We start from the raw sequence: 19,398 nt of genomic DNA on the forward strand, positions 1-19,398 counted from the left end.
CCCTTGTGCCTCTCAATGGAAGCCCGGCGCTCAAAGTGGCGGCTTCCCGCCAATCGCCGATCGGAACACATAAGATGATGGACAGTCTCCGCGGCGAGCCGCCTTCTCCGGCATTGGGGCAGGGCCACGGCATTTCCTTCGCCGAGGCCACACGGGTCTGGACGCGCATCGCCGCGCTCTCCTTCGGCGGCCCCGCGGGGCAGATCGCCGTGATGCACCGCATTCTGGTCGAGGAGAAGCGGTGGATCGGCGAGAACCGGTTCCTGCACGCGCTGAACTATTGCATGCTTCTGCCGGGTCCCGAGGCGCAGCAGCTGGCCACCTATGTCGGCTGGCTGCTGCACGGGACCAAAGGCGGCCTCGTCGCCGGCACGCTGTTCGTGCTGCCCGGCCTCGTCAGCATCATGGCGTTGAGCTGGGTCTACGCCGCCTTCGGCAATGTCGGTATCGTCGGCGCGCTGTTCTTCGGGCTGAAGGCGGCCGTGCTGACGATCGTCATCGAGGCAGTGGTCAGGATCGGCAGGCGGGCGCTGAAGAACCGGTGGATGCTCGGCATCGCCATGGCGGCATTCGTCGCGATTTTTTACTTCGACGTACCGTTTCCGCTGATCATCCTGTCGGCTGGCGCGATCGGCTATGCCGGCGGTCGCGCCGGGCATCATTCCTTCCTCGTTGGCGGAGGACACGGGACGTCCAAGGGAGCACCGCTTGCCGATGCGGACTCTGCGCTGGGCGAGACGATTCCGCTTCACGCCCGGCCGAGCCTGGCCTGGGCGATCCGCGTTTCCGGCGTGCTCCTGGCGCTCTGGCTCGCGCCGGTCGCCTTGCTCTTTTTCACCCTCGGCGCCGGCAACGTCTTCACCGACATCGCCCTGTTCTTCTCACAGATGGCGGTCGTGACCTTCGGCGGCGCCTATGCGGTTCTCGCCTACGTAGCCCAGCAGGCCGTCGACGGTTATGGCTGGCTGGCGCCCGGCGAAATGCTCGACGGATTAGGCCTCGCGGAGACGACGCCGGGGCCGCTGATCATGGTGACGCAGTTCGTCGGCTTCCTCGGCGCCTTTCGCGACCCCGGAGGGCTGAATCCGTTCGTCGCGGGAACGTTGGGCGGCCTTCTGACCACCTGGGTCACCTTCGTTCCCTGCTTCCTGTGGATCTTCCTCGGCGCGCCGTTCATCGAAAAGCTGCGGAGCAACCGGGCGCTCTCGGCGGCGCTGGCCGCCGTCACCGCGGCCGTCGTCGGCGTGATCCTCAACCTCGCCGTATGGTTCGGCCTGCATGTCCTGTTCGGCAAGGTGCGCGAGATATCCCTCCTGGGCGGGACGATCGATCTGCCGGTATGGAGCAGCGTGAACGGCCCGGCCCTCATCTTCTCGCTGACCGCCGCCATTGCCGTCCTTGGCTTTCGGATCGGGATGATCAAGGTGCTCGCCGCATCCTCCGTCGCGGGTGTCGCGTGGTATCTTCTGTTCGGCCTTGGATAATACCAACCTGCGCGGCTCGACGCCACCGATCGGCCGCCCCCTCACGCCCGCACGGTCTCCTTCAGGATCGAGCGGGTCAAGAGCACCACCGGCACGATCCCGACCATGACGATCATCAGCGCCGCCAAGGCGCCGTCCTCGAAGGCCGCGCGCGAGGTCTGCGCGTAGACGAAGGTCGCCAGCGTCTCGAAGTCGAAGGGGCGCAGGAGGATCGTCGCCGACAGTTCCTTGGTCGCATCGACGAAGACCAGGAGGAACGCGGTCAGCAGCGCCGGCTGCATCAGCGGCAGCAGGATCTGCCGAAGCGTCCCGCCGGGGCCGCGTCCGAGCGTGCGCGCGGCCATGTCGAGATGTGGCGACAGCTTGGAAAAGCCGCTCTCGATGGCGCCGTGGCCCATCGCCATGAACCGCACGAAACAGGCATAGACGATGGCAAAGCCCGAGCCCGATAGCAGCAGCCCGGTCGAGATGCCGAACCAGTCGCGCATCACGGCGTCGACGGCGTTGTCGAAGGCGGCGAGCGGGATCAGGATGCCGATGGCAAGCACGGTGCCCGGCACCGCGTAGCCGAGGGCGGCGACCCGCACCAGCGCCGCCAGCCGCCGGCTGCCGGTGAGGCGGATGCCGTAGGCCATCGCGAAACCCGCGCCGACAGTCGCCAGCCCCGCCGCCGTGGCGATGACGACGGTATGCTGGAGCGCCCGCCACAGCTGTGGATCGGCCAGTTGATCGAGCCGCCGCAAGGCGAAGCCGCCGAGGACCAGAATCGGAATACCGAAGCCGACCGCGATGGGGACGGCGCAGGCGAGGGCGGCGAGCGCGCCGCGCCAGCCGCGCAATGGCTCATGGCCTTCCTGCGGACGGTCACCGCGATGAATGGTGAAGCGCTGCTGACGCCGGGCGAAGCGCTCGACCAGGACGAGGAAGACGATGACGGCGAGCATGAACAGCGCGATCTGCGTCGCACCATAGAGATCGCCGCGGTTGAGCCAGGTCGAATAGACGGCGAAGGTCAGCGTGCGGACGCCGAGAAACTCCACCGCGCCGATGTCGTTGACCGCTTCCATCAGCGCTAGCGCGACGCCGATCGCGATCGCCGGCCGCGCCATCGGCAGCAGGATCTTGACGAACACGGCGGCCCGCGAGGCGCCGAGGGTGCGGGCCACGTCGCCGGCCTTGCGGCCCTGCATGACGAACACCAGCCGCACGGTCAGAAAGATGTAAGGGTAGAGCACCGAGGACAGGATCAGGATCGCGCCGCCGAGCGAGCGGATCTCCGGGAACCAGTATTCCCGCGAGCTTTGAAAGCCGAAGATGTCGCGGATCGCGGTCTGCACCGGGCCGGCGAAATGTAGAAACTCGACGACGCTGTAGGCGGCGATATAGGTCGGCACCGCCAACGGCAGCACCAGCGCCCAGGCGAAAATCCGCCTTCCGGGAAACTGGAAGCTGGCGACGAGCCAGGCCGTCACCACACCGATCGAGCCGGCGACGAGGGCGATTCCCAGCATCAGGAGCAGCGTTATCCGACTAGCCTCCGGAAGGATCGTCTCGGCCAGATGCCGCCAGTTGGTCGATGTTCCCGACAGCGCGATGAACGCCAGCGCGACCAGCGGCAGGATCACCGTCAGCGCCACCGCCGTCGCGCCGACGAGGTAACCTCGGTCGCGCCCGCGCTTGAGACGCAGGCGGTTCCGGATGATCGGCTTTAAAAGTGGCGCGGCGTTTGACATGCGGCGGGAAGGTCAATCCTGCGATGAATGATCGAAACGCGATCGGCCCGGCAAAACCGGAATCGATCGCGACTGGCCACAGGGCTTAGCAGGCGGCCGCCGGCGATGAAACGGCTCGGCGCCCGGAGCGGAAATCCGCCCGGGCGCCGGGTGCTCGTTGTGACGAGTTTTTAGCTTCGCGTTTAGCTCTGCGGTCCGTTGTCGAAGCCAACCTCGTCGACGATCTCGGATGCCTTGGCCCGGAATTTGGCGATCTCGGCGAGCGACATGTCGTCCGGCTTCATGTCGCCGAAGGACGTGACCAGCTCGGAGGTCGCGATNACGATCTCGGATGCCTTGGCCCGGAATTTGGCGATCTCGGCGAGCGACATGTCGTCCGGCTTCATGTCGCCGAAGGACGTGACCAGCTCGGAGGTCGCGATGCCCGGCTTGACCGGATATTCGTAGTTGAGCTCGGCATAGATCTGCTGCGCCTCGTCGCCCGACAGGAATTCCATCAACTTCAGGGCGTTGTCCTTGTTCGGCGCGTTCTTGGCCAGCGCGACGCCGGATAGGTTCACATGGGTCAGGCCGTTGTCGAAGGTCGGCATGATCACCTTAATGGCGTTGGCCCAATCCTTCTGCTCCGGCTCCTTGTCGTTGGTCATCATCTTGCCGACGTAATAGGTGTTGCCGAGCGCGATGTCGCATTCGCCGGCGAAGATCGCCTTGGCCTGGTCGCGGTCACCACCCTCGGGGCGGCGGGCCAGGTTGTCACGCAGGCCGGCGGCCCATTCGCGCGCCGCGTCCTCGCCGTAATGGGCGACATAGGCGGCGATCAGCGCGACATTGTAGGGGTGCTGGCCCGAGCGCACGCACAGCCGTCCCTTCCACTTCGGATCGGCGAGGTCCTTGTAGGTGATCTGGTCTACGTCGACCCGCTCCTTCGAGGCATAGACGACCCGGCCGCGGGCGGTGAGCCCGAACCATTCGTTCCCGGCGTCGCGGAATTCGGCCGGAATGTTCTCAGCCAGCGCCGCGTCGTCCACCGGCTGCACCACGCCGGCCTGCTTGGCGGCGTCGAGCCGGCCGATGTCGACGGTCATGATGAGATCGGCCGGGGAATTGGCCCCCTCGGCGGCGATGCGCTCTTCCAGACCCTTGTCGAGAAAGATCGTCGCCGTCGTCAGGCCCGTCTCCTCGGTGAAGGCGTCGAGCAACGGCTGGATCAGCTCCGGCTGGCGCGCGGTATAGATGTTGACGTCCGCAGCGTTGGCGGTCGCCGCGGCGAAGGACACGGCGATGAAGCCGGCGGACAGGGTCAGGGCGCGCGCGAGTCGCGGCAAACAACGCTTCGTCATCAAAACTCTCCTCGATCCGCGGAGGCGATCGCCTCACGCGGCTTGGGCTGGTCGGAACGGGCAGATCCTATCGACGCGACCGGACCCGCCCGTTTGCGGTGAAAGAGCCGCCTGGGGATGCGACCCGGCGCACTCATGCCGCATGGGCTTGGTCAACACAAGAGGTTCGGGTAAAAATAATGAATAAAATCAATGGTTTAGAAGTATTCTAATGTTGAATCATTCTAAAGCGGGAGGGTCGTGAAGCGGCTCAGTCGGTCAGAACTCTTTGTGGCGGAAACAGAATTTCGACCAGAGTCCCTTCGCCTGGGGTCGAGGAAATCGCGAATGCGGCGCGGTTGGCTTCGACCAACGCCTTGGTCAGCGGCAGGCCGAGGCCGGTGCCTTCCCCGCGTCGGCGCGCGCCCGGATTGACCTGCCGGAATGGCATCATGGCGATTTCGATCTCGCGTTCGCTCATGCCGATCCCGCTGTCGCGGAACCTGAGGGCGACGTCGCCGCCCGGCGAATAGCTGGTCGACACGATGATCTGACCGCCGGCCGGGGTGAAGTGGATAGCATTCGAGACGAGGTTCATGGCGATCTGGCGGATCGAGCGGTTGTCGGCGACCACCGGCGGCACCGACGAGGGCAGGTTGGAGCGCACGATGACGCGCTCGCGGTTCGCCTGCGGCTGCATCAGCGCCACGACATCGGAGATCACTTCGGTCAGCGAGACCGCCTCGAAGGCGAGATCGAGCTTGCCGGCCTCGATCTTGGTGATGTCGAGCAGATCGTTGACGAGATCGAGCACATGGTGGCCGGACCGCTTGATGTCGTCGAGATATTCCAGATAGCGCTCATTGCCGATCGGGCCGAAACACTCCGTCGCCATGACGTCGGCAAAGCCGATGATGGCGTTGAGCGGCGTGCGCAGCTCATGGCTGATATTGGCGAGGAACTGGCTCTTCTGGAGGCTCGCTGCCTCGGCTTCGCGCCGGGCGTTGGTCAATTCCTCCTCGACCCGCTTGCGATGCGAGATGTCCCGAACGACGGCGTACCAGCCGCGTCCGCCCGGTAGTTGGCCGAAGTGCAGCAGCAGCGGAACGAAGCCACCCTCCGCGACGCGGCCGATGACCTCGCGACCTTCGTCGTCGGCAGACGGAGTCTCGTCGTGCCGCAGATTCTCCAGATAATCGTTGGTCGCCTTCTGGCTCTTGTGGGCGAAGAGCGTGATGAAGGGGCGTCCGGCGCTGTCACCCTCGGCGATCGCGAAGAGCTTATGGGCGGAGCCGTTCATGGAGCGGATGTTGCCCGCGATATCGAGCAGGACCAACCCGTCCGCCGCCGTGTCGATGACGGCCTTCAGGTCCTCGACCTCCTGGCGCAGCGTCTCGCGTTCGCGGTCGTCAGTCGCCTTGTCCGGCTCGATCACCCCGGCGGAATCGTGCCGCATGGTGGCCGCGCTGACGCGCTGTGAGGTGAAAAAGGACATCACCAGACAGGAGCGCCCGGTGATCGTCATGCGCTGCATGTGCGTGCGAACGGCGATCGTCTCTCCGCTCGCGCGCCGGATCGTGAGCGCCTCATTCTCCGAGTCCGGCTCCGGGCTATCGGTAAACAGATGAGCGAGCCCGCCGGCGTCGCCAAGCGCCGTGACGGTTTCGTAGCCGGTCAGATCAAGGAATTCGCGGTTCCCATAGATGAGGTCCTCGCGGACCTGCACCAGGACAGGCAGCGGCAGCTCGGCATAGACGGTGGCCAGTTCCGCGAGCAGGGCGGATTTGTCCGACGGCAGCATATCGGCGGAGTCGGGATCGTCACCGTCGTCACCGCTGGGATCGACGACCGCCTCGACCGGCGTCTGGCCTGGATCGCCTGCGTCCTCGACCGGCGCCTTCGGGATCGGGGACATCATCGTGTCTTCGGGATCGGACGCTCCGCCGGCATCGTTTGCCGCCTCGGCGGATGCCTGCCCGTTGGCGCGAGCATTCTCCAACTCGTCGATGCGCCGTGTTGCCGTCTGGATCGCCTGCTCGAGTCGATTGGGCGCGTCTTCGTGGGCCAGGGTCTGGCCGATCGCGCGGAACGCCGCCTCTTCGTCCTGGCTGAGATCGCCGTCCTTGGGGCGCCGGCGCTCCTCCAGGCGGATGATCTTCGGCACATCGCGTTCGGCGGCCGCGTCCGGTCGATCGGCCGGATCGCGGCGCCCGAAGGAGACATCACGCTCCTCCGACGGAAACCGTTTCAGCAGGGCGCCCCCGCCGATCTCGCGCGATCTGCCGACGGCTTCGTCGGCGAGTGATTCCTCAAGTGCTTCGTCGGCCAGACCGGAGACGGCGCCCAGACGCAGTCCAATCGCTTCGGGATCCTCGACGGAGTCGGCCAGGCGGGCAATGCCGAAGCCGCGGAAGCCGTCGAAGCTGCGGTCGCGAGCATAGACGGGAAGCGCCGCGAGATCGATAGGAACCCGCTTGTCGGTGTTTTCCAGCGGCCAGAAGACGGTGCGGCCGGACCAGGTGTCGCGGCGATCGAGGAGCCGTCGGACCTCGCCATCGGCATCCATCCGGTAGGCCGCGGCAACGTCGTGAAAGCTGCGGTCGATGACGTCGGAGGAACGCGGGCCGACGGCGGCGGCAAATTCCGGCGACAGGGAGCGGAACCGCCCGTCACTGTCGATGCGCCAGACGAAGCGGACCGAAACGACATCGAGGCGGGGCACGAACGGCGCTTCCGCATCGCGGTGGTCCGGCCCCTCCAGTTCACCGGTCAAGGCAACAGGTCGGCTTTCCGGTCCGTCGCCGAATGGCATCGATCCTGTCAGCTCACGGCGCGGCGATCCGGTGGTGTCGGTCACCGGTTCGGGCGGGGACAATTGTCCTTCATCGACGCCACTGTCGCTCTTCGGTGCCTGATCCGTCGACGCCGCTTCCGGTTCCGGGAGCACCCGCGTGCCCCAGCTGGATCGCAGCGGGTGGGGAGCGGAAGCCGCCGCCGCATGGGCGTCGTAGGGCTGCTGCGGACCCGGCGATGGCATGAGCGTGCTTTCGCTAGTGGCGGTCTGGGCATTCCCATCTTGGGAGGAGTAGCCATCGGTGGCGGTGGGCTCGTCCTTTTGCTCTGTCGTCGGGCCATCGGCATCGGAGGTCGCGATAATGCGCTCATCACCGGCCTGTCCGGCGGTGTCTTCGCCTTCTTCTGCCGCCGCGTCGATAGTATTTTCGGCGATGTCGACTTCGCTCGGTTCCGCCGCCGTTTCCGGCTCCGGCGACGACGCTTCGCCATCGCGGTTCCTGAAGTACCAGCGCTGGAGCAGCGCGCTCATCCCCGTCTTGCCGATCTGATGGGATCGGTCGTTCTCGGGATCGGCCTGAGGCGCAGGCTCAGGTGCGGGGGTCGGAGATGAGGATTTCTCCGCCACGCCAGTGTCCGGCGCGTCATCGCCGGTTCGCGCATCGGCCACCGTCTCCTGCCGTTCCGGTCCGGTGCCGGCCCAAACCAGCACACGCTCGTCGGCGAGCTTCGCCAGAATCAGGACGCCGCCGTTCTCGCGGGCGACCACGCGATGCGCCTCTCCCGAGGCGCGGAAGGCGGCGAGCGTCTCCGGATCGGGCGTTTCGCCCGCAGATTCTGCGGCGTCGTCAACGGTCAGATCGCCGTTCGGGGAGTGAATCGCGACAATCCCGGGGCCAGCTTCGGCGAGGAGCCGCCGGTTGGCCGCTTCGGCCGCCTCCGTCTGGTCTTGCGGGCCCGCCACGGTGACGAGAACGACATCGCCGAGCGTGTCACCGCCGGAGATCGACTGGAGTTCGGCGGTCGCCGGGGGGCCCAGCCCGCCGCCGGGCTGACGAACCAGCGCCTTGGCGCGGCCAGCGGCTGCCAGCATGCGGCCCGCGGCGCGAATTTGGCGGATCGGCGCGGTGTTCAACGGCGTATCCGCCGGCTGCGGCCCGGCCGCGTCGAGTTGCAGGAGGCGCGCCCCGGCGGTATTGACCCAAAGGAGTTGCGTGAGATCGGACGAGAAGACGGCCAGAGCCGTCGAAGCAATATTGGCTTCGCGGACATGCGGATGCGCCATGATCGCTATCGCGACGGGCACTATCGATGTCGCCATGGGCAACGCTTTCAAGCTTGCCGCGCCTCCACGCCTTAACGCATAATGCACGGTTCCAGAGCCGATCTTAAGAAAGGATTCATAATAGGGCCTTCCCGCCGAATCCAGAATCTTCCGGCTTTTGGGGTCGTTCGTCGTGTTTAAGGGTTAATGTCTTCGCAAATGCGAAAAAGTTTAGGCGTTTATGTTGCACTGCACAAATTCAGATGTTATATGATTGAGCAGTCGCCGGCACTCTTTCGGGCGACACCCAACAACAGGAGACTGTCACATGGCCGACTCGAAAACCAACCAGGATCCGTTCGCGATGCCGAACACCCAGTCGATGATGGGCATGGACCCGTCGCAGATGTCCGAAACCTTCCGCGCCATGACGCAGAAGTCGATGGAGCAGTCCAAGGAAGCCTACAGCCGCATGAAGTCCGCCGCGGACGAAGCGACCAAGGCTTTGGAATCGACGATGGAGAACGCCCATCAGGGTTCGCTCCAGCTGTCGAAAAAGGCCATCGACGCCCTGCGCAGCAACGCCGAGACGGGCTTCCAGCATCTCGACAAGATGATGTCGGCCAAGTCGTTCGCCGAGGTCATCGAGATGCAGACGGCTTACGTCCGCAAGCAGATCGAACTGGCCACGGATCAGAGCAAGGACATGCAGGCGCTGACCCAGTCGGTCGCGCAGGACATGATGAAGCCTGGTCGCGACGCCTTCCAGAAGGCGCAGAAGAACGCCAAGTAATCAGGCCGCCGAAATGCTGGCGGGACGCCTGTCGCCCCGCCGCCGCCATGCGCACGAGGAAGACCCGGCCTGTCTCGGCAGCCGGGTTTTGCCGTGATCGATCGACGATCGGGCTTGCGTAGGACGGCGAAAGATTTTATCTGCACCTTGGCGCGGACGAGAGTCCGCCGTGCGGTTGTAGCTCAGTTGGTTAGAGCGTCGGATTGTGGCTCCGGAGGTCGGTGGTTCGAGACCACCCAACCGTACCATTTCTTCCCTGATACGAATGTCAAAATAGCGAGCCTTGGCCCTCGGCGGGCTTTTTCGCCGCGGCGCGGCGGCGCGGGCTCGGCTTGTCCTGGAGCATCGCGCTGCTCGTCGCGGCCGCGGGTCTCGCGCCCCAATCGCCGTCCTCCGTCGCGACGGCCGAGCGCCGCTCGTTTTCAGCAAACTGGACCGTGAAGGCCATGCCGGGCGTCAGGCCGGCGGCGCGGATGATCGGCTGGTCGTCGTCGCCGCGAATGATCGTATAGCCGCGTTCCAGCACCCGCAGCGGATTGAGACTGTCCGCCATGCGCCAGGCCGCAGCGATCCGCTGGCGGCGCGCTTCCGTCGCCTGTGCCTGCGCCGTCGACAGCCGCTCGCCGAGCGTGTCCAGCCGCAGCCGCGCGGCTTCGCTGCGTGCCTTGATCTGATGCGGCTGCAGCCCCGCTGCCGTCCGCTCGAAACGCTGCCGCAGATCATGAAGCTTGATCTCCAAGGCATGGGCGGCACGGGTCTCGTGATGGCGCAGGTCCGCCCGCCTGTCCCGAACCAGGCTGTCGAGGCGCGACGGCGACAGCCGGCTCGCGATGTCCCCATATTGCCTACGCTTCTCCGAAATCGCTACGCGCAGGCATTGGCCGAGCGCGGTGGTGGCCTCGTCGAGCCGGCGCCGGGGCAGCGCCAGCAGCATGTCGGGCGAGGGCAGGGCGCGGGCGGTCGCGACGACGGATTTGCGCTCCTGTTCGAGCTGCCGCGAGATCGCTCCGGCCTGCCGGGCGTGCAGACCGGCCAGATTGGCCAGAAGCTCGGCCCGCACCGGCACGGCGATCTCGGCGGCGCCAGTCGGCGTCGGCGCCCGCCGGTCGGCGGCATGGTCGAGCAGCGTCCAGTCGGTCTCGTGTCCGACCGCCGAGATCAGCGGAATCGCCGAGCTGGCGGCCGCGCGCACCACCGCCTCGTCGTTGAAGCCCCACAGATCTTCCAGGCTACCGCCGCCGCGCGCGACGATGATCAGGTCCGGGCGGGGTATCGCGCCGTCCGGCTCCAGCGCGTTGAAGCCGTCGATGCCGCGCGCGACCTCGTCTCCCGACGTCTCGCCCTGGACCCGCACCGGCCAGACGATCAGCCGCACCGGAAAGCGGTCGGCGATGCGGTGATGGATGTCGCGGATGACCGCGCCGGTCGGTGAGGTGACGATGCCGATGACGCGCGGCAGGTAGGGCAGGCGCTGCTTGCGGTCGGGCGAAAACAGCCCTTCGGCCTCCAGCTTGCGCTTGCGCTCGTTCAAAAGCGCCATCAGCGCCCCGGCGCCGGCCGGCTCGATGGTCTCGATGACGATCTGGTATTTCGACGAGCCGGGATAGGTGGTCAGCTTGCCGGTGGCGATCACCTCCAGCCCTTCCTCTGGCTTGAAGGCGAGCTTGGCGAAGGCGGTACGCCAGACCACGGCGTCGATGCGGGCCCTGTCATCCTTGAGGCAGAAATAGGCGTGGCCGGAGGAATGCGGACCCCGATAACCGGACACCTCGCCGCGCACCCGGACATGGCCGAAGGCGTCCTCGACGGTTCGCTTCAGCGCGCCGGAGATTTCCGAGACGCTGTATTCGGCGACATTCGAGGCGGCGGGGGATTCGTCGAGACGGCTCATGGCCGCAATCTTGGTGAGCCGCGCGCACGGGTCAAGGCGAAACCCGGCGATGCCAAGCGATGCCAAGCGATGCTGATCAATCGGATGCGTTTTGACCGCGCGCCTTTCGAGTGCAAGTTGGAGGTGGGCGCCGGACCATCCAGGAGGATGTCCATGCGGAAATTCGTGGGAACGCTTGGTTTCACGTTGCTGGCCTTGATGCTGCTCGCCGCGCCGGCGGCGGCGCAGGACATGATGAGCGGGCTCGACCTGACCTCGCCGCGCATGACCGAAGCGGAGATGAGCCGGGCCGAGGTCGAGGCACTGCTGAGCCAGGCGACGCCCGACAAGCCCGCCGATCTCAACCGCAAGGCGCTGAACGGCCTCGATCTCTCGGGGCTGAATTTCGACGGCGCCGACATGACCAGCGCCTATCTCAACGGCACGGATTTGTCCGACGCCAGTCTCGTTGGCGCCAAGCTCGATCAGGCCTGGGGGCTGAAGGCCGTCTTCACCGACGCGAATCTGTCCGGGGCCAATCTGTTTCAGGCGCAGATGATCGACGCCAATTTCGATGGCGCCGACCTGGCGGGCGCGCGGCTGGCCAGCGATTTCACCCGCGCCTCGATGGTCGGCGCGAACATGAGCGGCGCGGATTTTTCCGCCGACATGCGCAATCAGTCGATGGGCATGATGCGCGGCGTCTTGAACTCGGCCGATCTGAGCGGCGCGGATTTTTCCGGCGCCAACCTGTCGCGCGCAGCCGGCGAGTTCGCCAATTTCACCGATGCCAATTTCGAAGGCGCGGACATGCGGCGCATGGAGGCAGCGGGAGCCCGCTTCGACGGCGCCAATCTCGAGGGGGCGGATTTCGCCGACGCCGACTTGCAGTCCGCCAAGCTCGACAAGGCCAAGGGCACGGCGAAGAATTTGGAACGATAGGGGTGTCAGCGCCGGGCGTCCAACGCGTCGGCGCACCGACGGATGCGCGGGGCATTGCCGAACTCCTGCGGCCGCTCAATGACGAGGAAGGTGTCCCCTGAGGAACGGGGCACAAGGGCGTTCGGCATCAGGTGACGTGCGCGAGCCCGCGAGGGGCTTATGGTTTCGCCGACGGCGATCCCTGAGATTTCTCCCGATAGGCCGAAAAACCCTCGCTTCGATACAGGGCTTCGATTTCGTCCTTGGAGAAAGAATTTTCGTCCGTGTCGATCGATACGCCGTAGCGCTCGGCCTGATCCTCTTCGACCACGAAACATATGCCCTCGGCGAGCGTCTCGAAACGCCGGTGGGCCACGCCACCCTTCGGCACCACGCGACGCGCGGATCTGGCCCAGAAAAGATCTGCCGGCAGATCGAAATTGATGATCGGCATGCTCGGTTTCCCCTTCGCGGCGGCATTCGGCGGCCTGACGAAATATCGCCGTATCCAAAGCCTCCGGGCGCTTGCGCTTGCTGGCCCGCCGCGAAGACTCAATCCTCGCGGCGGGCCTGCGGTTTTATCCTGCTCTAATGATCAGGCGATCGTCTTCAGATTTTCGGCCGACATCTTGCCGCTCTTTTGATCGGACATGAGCTCGAAGCTGACCTTCTGGCCCTCGTCCAATCCGTTGAGACCGGAGCGCTCGACCGCGCTGATATGAACGAATGCATCGGCGCCGCCGTCATCCGGCGCGATGAAGCCAAAGCCCTTTTGAGCGTTGAACCATTTCACTGTTCCCGTAGCCATGGGAAAACCTTTCTAGAATGAAGTCTGAAACTCGCAACGCTAAACGCTACGGTATTTTGTGGTCGATGGCGAATACTAAAGATTGCGAGAAAAAATCCTGAAAACCCTAGCGCGCATAAATTATTGCCAACTCGGAATATATGGGATCAACACGCTCGTATTGCAAGCCGGGGGAATTTACTTGCTGGGCGGTCACAATTCAGAACTTTCAGGCGGTATCGATCGCGCCGGAACGGGCGGCGTTCCTGTGCCGCAATCTCTTGGTGAATGTCTCTTGCGCTCGCCCGTGCGCGTCGGCCAGAAGCGGGATGCATTGCATCCATGTCTTTTCGGACGGGGACAATACAGCGATCCATGACATCCATCCGTAGATGGGATGCGGCATCAAGACATCGCGCTCGATAAAGTCCCAAGGACCATCGATTATGCCGCCCTTGTCAGGACGCGGCGGAGGCGGGCCGAAGAGGCTCTGATAGGTCTTTTTTGAAACTCCGATATTAAGCCGCCAAACCTCGGTTCGATCAAGATCGGAGGCGCGATCATTCTCGCCGTTCCGATCCTTGATCGTAGCGAAATAGGTGCCCCGTGAGAACCGAGAACCAGGATTGTAAAAGTACGCCATCTCGCCCCAGGCAGCTCTCGGAACGACGCCACCGAGTTCAGAAATTAGATGCTCATGGACAGCATCACTCTCGATCCATTTGGGTTGCGACAAATTTCAGGTAATCCTCAATGGTCTTGCCCGGCTCGGGCGTGAAGGTCGTCCCAGTGGAGGCGCAAGCCTCCATCCGGTCGATGCGGTCGCATGGATTGCCGACGGTCTACTCCGCCGCGACCATTGCCCCGCGCACCCGCTGCGGACGCGGCGTCCGGGTCTCCGGCAGATGCGTCGGCGCGGCCTGCGTCGCCGGCGACAGGTTCGCCAAACTGTCGCGGATATGCTCGACCAGCGCGCTGACCACCGGCCCGTCGGCGTTGCGCGATCTGAGCACGCCGATCTCGGTATCTTGCAGCACCGGAAAATCGTCGAACTCGCCGAGCACCCGCATGCCCGGCCGCAGCGCGCATTCCGGCAGGACGCTCACCGCCAGTCCGGACAGTACCGCCGAGGTGACGATCTGCGCCGACCATGAGGTGAACAGCACTTTGTAGCGCCGCCCGATGCGGTCGAGTGCTTTGCAACCTTCGGTCCGCCAGACGCAATCCGGCCGACCGAGCGCCAGCGGCAGCACCGCTTCATTGTGGACGTCGTGCGAGGCCGACGTGACGAAATGCAACGGTTCGCGCCGTACCACTTCGCTGAGTGTCGCGCCGGGAAAGCAGTCGGAAACCAACGCGACGTCGAGCCGACCCTTGTCGATGTGCTCGGCCAGGTTGGACGAAGGCTCGCAGGCGATCTGAAGTTCGACCAGCGGATTGGAGCGCGAGAAGCGGGCGAGGATTTCCGGCAAGAAGCGTTCGGCATAGTCGTCCGGTAGGCCGATCCGCACATGGCCCTGCATCGCCTCCTCGTCGAAGGCCGACAGGGTCTCTTGGCTGAGTGCCAACATACGCCGCGCATAGGCCAGGAGCCGCGAGCCGTCGTCGGTGATCCGGATTGTCCGCCCCGTGCGCTCGAACAGCGTTGCGCCGAGCCGATCCTCCAGTCGCCGCATCTGCATAGACACCGCAGATTGGGTCTTGAATACGTCCTCCGCCGCGCGGGTGAAGCTGCCGGCATCGACGATGGCGACGAAGGTCCGCAGATGATCGAGATCGAGGGGTGTGTTCATCAGATTGTCCATCAACGAAAGCGATGCGAGACATTACCAACATTCGTTGGAATGATCAATTCGGATCGCATAGCTTTCATCGTGTCAGGAACCACTCGGGAGCGTTTCGGCACTGTCGCAAACAGCGTTGCGTCGGCGCTCCCATTTTTTCCTGAAACCGATGGCTATGAAAGGACAACAGCCATGACGATCATCAGCAAGCCCCGGCTCGGCACACCGCTCGCCCATCCCCTCCAGGCGATCCGTCTTTCGCTCGTAGCGGCCCGTGCGATGGTCAAAACCATGGCCAATCGCCGCCATGCGCGCGCCATGACCGAGTTGCCCGATTATATGCTGAAAGACATCGGCATTCGCCGCGGCGACATCGACGACGCCCTGCGCGGCGATTGGCGCCAGGACCCGACCTATCGGTTGGCGCTCACCGCGGCGCGCCGTCGCAACTCCCGCTGCTACTGACGACCGAAGCGGCCTCAACCCCGCGTTCCCATCGTGATATCGGAGCGAACGACCGAAGGTCCAGACATTCGGTCGTTCGCGTTGTGGCGGATAAAATCCCGACGTCAGCCGTCGTATCGCGCGTCACGCGGAGCAACGCTTCCCGGTCCCGCAGCGGGTTCCGCCGGCGCCTCCGTGACGAGCAGCTTGTCGATCCGCTGGCCGTCCATATCCATGATTTCAAAGTCCCAGCGTTGCCAACGGAAGCGTTCGCCGACACCGGGAATATGTCCCAGATGATTGAGGATGAAACCGGCGGCGGTCTCGTAATCTCGCTCGGAGGGAAAGAGTAGGCCGGGCACGGCGTTTCCAACAGCGTCGATCGGCATCGCCGCGTCGATCAGCCAGGAGCCGTCGTCGCGCGAGATCACGCGCGGATCGTCATCCTCGCCTTCCGGCAAGGCTCCGGCGATGCCTTTCAGAATGTCTGTCGGTGTCGCAACGCCCTCGAAGGAGCCGTATTCGTCGAGCACGATCGCGATATGAATCGCGGCGGTGCGAAACCGCTCCAGCAGTTTGAGGATCGGCATCGTCTCATGGACGTAGAGCGGCTCGCGCATCGCCTCGGCTAGGTCGATCGTGCCAGTGCGGCGCTGTTGTTCGAGCAGATCCTTGGTCTGGACGATGCCAACGACGGTGTCGGTGTCGGTGTCGATGACCGGATAGCGCGAATGGCCGGACTTCAGGATCTTGTCGAAAAGTGTGTCGGCGTCGTCCCGCCGGTCGAGCCATGTCGTGTCCGGACGCGGCACCATGATCGAGCGAACGGTGCGATCGGCGATTCGGATGACGCCTTCCAGCATCTCCCGTTCCTTCGGCTTGAACACGCCGGTCTGTGTCCCCTCGGCGATCATCGCCCGGACGTCTTCTTCAGTAACGCCGTCGCCCTCCTCGCGATCGCCGCCCAGCAGCAGGATCACCGCGTTGGTCGAGACCCGCAGCAACCAGACCAGTGGTGCCCCGGCCTTTGCGATCAGCGCCATCACCGGCGCGACCTTGACGGCGATCGCCTCGGCACGGCTCAGCGCGAAGCGCTTGGGCGCCAGCTCGCCGACAATTAGCGACAGATAGGTGATGACGACGACGACAAGGACGAAGGCGACGGTGCCCGCATAGGGGCCGACCACCGGCCAGTCCCGTATCATTTCGGCCAACGGCGCGGCGAAAACCGATCCGCCGTAAGCGCCGGCGAAGATGCCGACGAGGGTGATGCCGATCTGGACGGTCGACAGGAAGCCCGTCGGGTCCTCCATCAGACGGATGGCGCTGGCCGCGCCGCGTCGCCCTTCCTTCCGCATCTGTTCCAGCCGCGATTTGCGTGCCGATACGATGGCGATCTCCGACATGGCGAAGAAGCCGTTGAGGACGATGAGCAGGAGGATGATCAGGAATTTGGTGAGGAGCAAAAGGCGACCTTGAGGTGGATGCGGGACCGGCGCTTGAAGATGGAGGCGCGACGACCCGAAGCAAGCGGCAAGGCATTCAGCCGCCGCTCGGCGCGAGGCGCGGTTCGCAAACGGGCATGGCGCCCGTCCCCCGTTGCCGCATCACGATACTGGCGCTCGTCCCGGCCCGAGCGCGGACGATCAGTGGTCCTTGTCGTTTCCGAGCCCACCCTGGAAGCGCTGGAACAGCTCGGTCATCTGGCGGGCGTAGTCGTCCTGCATTTTCTGGCCGGCGCGGGCCAGATCGTCGAAGGTACTGGCGGCGGTGGCTTCGGGCTCCGGAGCGGGCGCCTGACTTTCGGGTTCGTCCGTCGCGGCACCGTCGCCGGATTGCAGCCCGCGCGCGAAGCCTTCCATCATAGCCTCGAAGGGCTGGAAGGGGATGAAATCTGACGCTGGCGGGGCGTCGTCGCTTGTGCGCCGGCTTGCCGAAGGCGGGCGCTCGGTTGCCTCGGCGACCGGCGGCATGAGGGGCAGCTTGCCATTCAGCGCATCGGCGAAAAGACCGGCGAGATAATCCGATCCGGCCGCGCCCGGGAAGCTCGGCTGCCGGCGCTGCGGACTGTCGGATGGGCGCCCCATGGCTTCCATCGCATTGGCGCCGCGCCGCATCATTTCCGCGATCGCCCCGGGATAATTGCCGTCGGCCAGCCCCGCGGGCTGATTTCGCGCGACATTGGCGAGCATCATCTTGACCATGGTCTGCATGGTCATGATCGAGAGGTTGCGCATCAGCTTCTCGACCGTGTCCGGAGCGATTCCGCTGGCAAGCGAGACCTTCCGCGCCACCGCGTTGGAAATGTCGCGCGAGCCGAACAGCGCGTTGGCCAGATCCTTCGCAGCCGGGCTCCTGGCGGTTTCCGGTCCCGGCATGGTGGTGCCGTCCATGAACGGCAGGAACCGGTGCGAGAGCTCCGTCCAGGCGGCGGGATCCAACATCGCGCGTTGCAGCGCCAGGGTGAAGGCGGGGGCCAGCGCCTCGGTCGTCTCTCGCATCTCCCGATGGCTGAGCTTGAAAGCATCCGCCAGACGATCGGCGCCAAGGCCGGAATCGCCTACAGTCAGCCAGTCGAAGAAATCGGTCATTGTGACCTCGATCGCAGCGTGCCCGTCCACATCCGGGCACACCATGCGCTCCCTGTCAAAGCGGAGCAACCGGTTCTTCTCCCATCAGCGGCAAAACGTCGCGCGAACGGGACCCGGCGGCGTCTCGTGCGACCGCGGCCGCCGACGGCTCAGTAGCTGAGGTGCTTGAAGACACGTTCCATCGAACGGTCCCATTGCTCTTCGTAAAGCCGGATCAGCTCTTCCCCCGACGTTGTGCCACGGGCGGCCACTTCCTCGAGCGGCGCGAGAAAATGGCTCTCGTCGTTGCCTTCCTCGTTCAGGCAACGCCGGGCGACGAGGCCCTGACGCGACAGTTTCAGCGTCTCGCGGGCGAGATCGAGCACCGTGCCGTCCCTGAACGGTGTGCGGAAGCCGCTCCTTGGGACCTCTGCGCGCATGGCCGACACTTCTTCAAAGCTCCAGTCGCGCGTCAGCGCCTCGACCGCGGCGAGCGTCGCTTCGTCATAGAGCAGGCCGACCCAATAGGCGGGCAGGGCGCAGATCCGCCGCCACGGACCGCCGTCGGCGCCGCGCATTTCGATGAAGCGCTTCAGGCGGACGTCCGGAAACAGCGTCGACAGATGGTTGACCCAATCGCCCATCTGCGGCTCGGGGTCGCTGACCCGGCCCTTGAGGGCGCCGTCCATGAATTGCCGGAAGGTGACGTCGGTCGCGTCGGTGTAGCGGCCGTCGCGGGTGACGAAATACATCGGCACGTCGAGCGCCCACTCGGCATAATCCCGGTAGGTGAAATCGTCCTTGAAGACGAAGGGCAGGAGGCCGGAGCGCTGGTTGTCGACGTCGGACCACACCTCCGAGCGCCAGGAACACAGGCCATTGGGCTTGCCCTCGGTGAAGGGCGAATGGGCGAACAGCGCGGAGGCGACCGGCTGCAGCCGCATGCCGATCTGCATCTTGCGGCGCATGTCGGCTTCCGACGCGAAGTCGAGATTGACCTGGATCGTCGCCGTGCGGAACATCATGTCGAGGCCGCGCGTGCCGACCTTCGGCATGTAGCGTCGCATGATCTCGTAGCGCGATTTCGGCATGATCGGGGTTTCGTCGATCGTCCATGTCGGCGAGGAACCGATACCGAGAAAGCCGATGCCGAGATCCTTGGCGACCGCGCGGACCTGGGCCAGGTGCCCGTTGGATTCCTGACAGGTCGCGTGGATGGTCTCCAGCGGCGCGCCGGACAGCTCGAACTGTCCGCCGGGCTCCAGCGAGATCGCGCCCTGGCCATCGCTGCCGTAGAGGCCGATGATGCGGCCGTCATCGACGATCGCTTCCCAGCCGGACAGCGCCTGCATCTTCTCCAGAAGCTTTCCGATGCCGCGCTCGCCCTCGTAAGGCACCGGCGAGAGGTCGTCGATATAATAGCCGAACTTTTCGTGCTCGGTGCCGATCCGGAAGAGCGACGCCGGTTTTTCGCCGCCTTTCAGATAGGCGGTCAAATCCTCGACCGAGGTGACCGGCGTCAGATCGGTCGTGTCGCGCGCCATGCAGGAGCCCTCTAAAATCTTCGCCTGGAGTCGCCCGCACGGACGAGTTCATCGTTCAGGTGGGGACGTGCCCAGTTTTTCGCCCGATCGCA

The 19,398-nt window shown here is 65.0% G+C and carries 15 protein-coding genes and 1 tRNA gene; 5 read left to right on the forward strand and 11 right to left on the reverse strand.

All coding sequences use genetic code 11. The features are described 5' to 3' along the window. Positions 1 to 74 precede the first annotated feature (74 nt). A complete protein-coding gene (gene chrA, locus VQ044_RS10835) occupies positions 75 to 1,484 on the forward strand; it encodes a chromate efflux transporter (protein WP_327647205.1) in 1,410 nt (469 codons plus the stop codon). Positions 1,485 to 1,525: 41 nt separating this feature from the next. On the opposite strand, the gene VQ044_RS10840 is transcribed toward chrA, so the two are convergent. From VQ044_RS10840 to VQ044_RS10850, 3 genes are all read right to left on the reverse strand, one after another. Then, positions 1,526 to 3,217, reverse strand: coding sequence for an ABC transporter permease (locus VQ044_RS10840; protein ID WP_327647204.1), 1,692 nt, complete (start codon positions 3,215 to 3,217; stop codon positions 1,526 to 1,528). A gap of 182 nt (positions 3,218 to 3,399) precedes the next feature. Further along, positions 3,400 to 4,557, reverse strand: a complete 1,158-nt coding sequence (locus tag VQ044_RS10845) for a Fe(3+) ABC transporter substrate-binding protein (protein WP_331827668.1) — start codon at positions 4,555 to 4,557, stop codon at positions 3,400 to 3,402. 250 nt (positions 4,558 to 4,807) lie between these two features. Then, on the reverse strand, positions 4,808 to 8,650 hold the full coding sequence (locus VQ044_RS10850) for a histidine kinase dimerization/phospho-acceptor domain-containing protein (RefSeq protein WP_327647201.1): 3,843 nt from the start codon (positions 8,648 to 8,650) through the stop codon (positions 4,808 to 4,810). 271 nt (positions 8,651 to 8,921) lie between these two features. On the opposite strand from VQ044_RS10850, the gene VQ044_RS10855 reads away from it, so the two are divergent. Then, positions 8,922 to 9,386 carry a phasin gene (locus VQ044_RS10855; RefSeq protein ID WP_327625427.1) on the forward strand — a complete coding sequence of 155 codons (465 nt, stop codon included), beginning with the start codon at positions 8,922 to 8,924 and terminating at the stop codon, positions 9,384 to 9,386. A gap of 171 nt (positions 9,387 to 9,557) precedes the next feature. Further along, positions 9,558 to 9,634, forward strand: a tRNA-His gene (locus VQ044_RS10860). A 20-nt stretch (positions 9,635 to 9,654) separates the two neighbouring features. On the opposite strand, the gene xseA is transcribed toward VQ044_RS10860, so the two are convergent. Next, positions 9,655 to 11,277, reverse strand: coding sequence for an exodeoxyribonuclease VII large subunit (gene xseA / locus VQ044_RS10865; RefSeq protein ID WP_327647199.1), 1,623 nt, complete (start codon positions 11,275 to 11,277; stop codon positions 9,655 to 9,657). Between the two features lie 153 nt (positions 11,278 to 11,430). Here xseA and VQ044_RS10870 point away from each other — a divergent pair, with 153 nt between their 5' ends. Next, complete coding sequence (locus VQ044_RS10870; RefSeq protein ID WP_327647197.1) at positions 11,431 to 12,198, forward strand: pentapeptide repeat-containing protein; 768 nt, start codon at positions 11,431 to 11,433, stop codon at positions 12,196 to 12,198. A 157-nt stretch (positions 12,199 to 12,355) separates the two neighbouring features. Here VQ044_RS10870 and VQ044_RS10875 read toward each other — a convergent pair whose 3' ends face one another. The 4 genes from VQ044_RS10875 to VQ044_RS10890 form a co-directional block, all read right to left on the reverse strand. Continuing rightward, a complete protein-coding gene (locus tag VQ044_RS10875) occupies positions 12,356 to 12,631 on the reverse strand; it encodes a hypothetical protein (RefSeq protein ID WP_327625424.1) in 276 nt (91 codons plus the stop codon). 141 nt (positions 12,632 to 12,772) lie between these two features. Next, a complete protein-coding gene (locus VQ044_RS10880; RefSeq protein WP_206452965.1) occupies positions 12,773 to 12,985 on the reverse strand; it encodes a cold-shock protein in 213 nt (70 codons plus the stop codon). 208 nt (positions 12,986 to 13,193) lie between these two features. Next, positions 13,194 to 13,700: a DUF6194 family protein gene (locus VQ044_RS10885; protein WP_327625423.1), complete on the reverse strand. Its 507-nt coding sequence runs from the start codon at positions 13,698 to 13,700 to the stop codon at positions 13,194 to 13,196. A 106-nt stretch (positions 13,701 to 13,806) separates the two neighbouring features. Further along, positions 13,807 to 14,757, reverse strand: a complete 951-nt coding sequence (locus VQ044_RS10890; protein WP_327625422.1) for a LysR family transcriptional regulator — start codon at positions 14,755 to 14,757, stop codon at positions 13,807 to 13,809. Between VQ044_RS10890 and VQ044_RS10895 the strand changes: the two genes are divergently transcribed. Further along, on the forward strand, positions 14,731 to 15,213 hold the full coding sequence (locus VQ044_RS10895) for a DUF1127 domain-containing protein (RefSeq protein ID WP_327647196.1): 483 nt from the start codon (positions 14,731 to 14,733) through the stop codon (positions 15,211 to 15,213). The two genes, VQ044_RS10890 and VQ044_RS10895, sit on opposite strands and share 27 nt — an antisense overlap. A 104-nt stretch (positions 15,214 to 15,317) precedes the next feature. Here VQ044_RS10895 and VQ044_RS10900 read toward each other — a convergent pair whose 3' ends face one another. From VQ044_RS10900 to VQ044_RS10910, 3 genes are all read right to left on the reverse strand, one after another. Beyond that, positions 15,318 to 16,658, reverse strand: a complete 1,341-nt coding sequence (locus VQ044_RS10900; protein ID WP_327647195.1) for a hemolysin family protein — start codon at positions 16,656 to 16,658, stop codon at positions 15,318 to 15,320. A gap of 180 nt (positions 16,659 to 16,838) precedes the next feature. Further along, on the reverse strand, positions 16,839 to 17,783 hold the full coding sequence (locus VQ044_RS10905) for a hypothetical protein (protein ID WP_327625419.1): 945 nt from the start codon (positions 17,781 to 17,783) through the stop codon (positions 16,839 to 16,841). A 149-nt stretch (positions 17,784 to 17,932) separates the two neighbouring features. Beyond that, positions 17,933 to 19,306 (reverse strand): glutamate--cysteine ligase, encoded by a 1,374-nt coding sequence (locus tag VQ044_RS10910; RefSeq protein WP_327625418.1) that lies wholly within the window; start codon positions 19,304 to 19,306, stop codon positions 17,933 to 17,935. Between the last annotated feature and the right edge of the window lie 92 nt (positions 19,307 to 19,398).

This window comes from Aurantimonas sp. C2-5-R2, from assembly GCF_036549495.1.
In the GTDB taxonomy this organism is placed as follows: Bacteria; Pseudomonadota; Alphaproteobacteria; order Rhizobiales; family Rhizobiaceae; genus Aurantimonas; species Aurantimonas coralicida_A.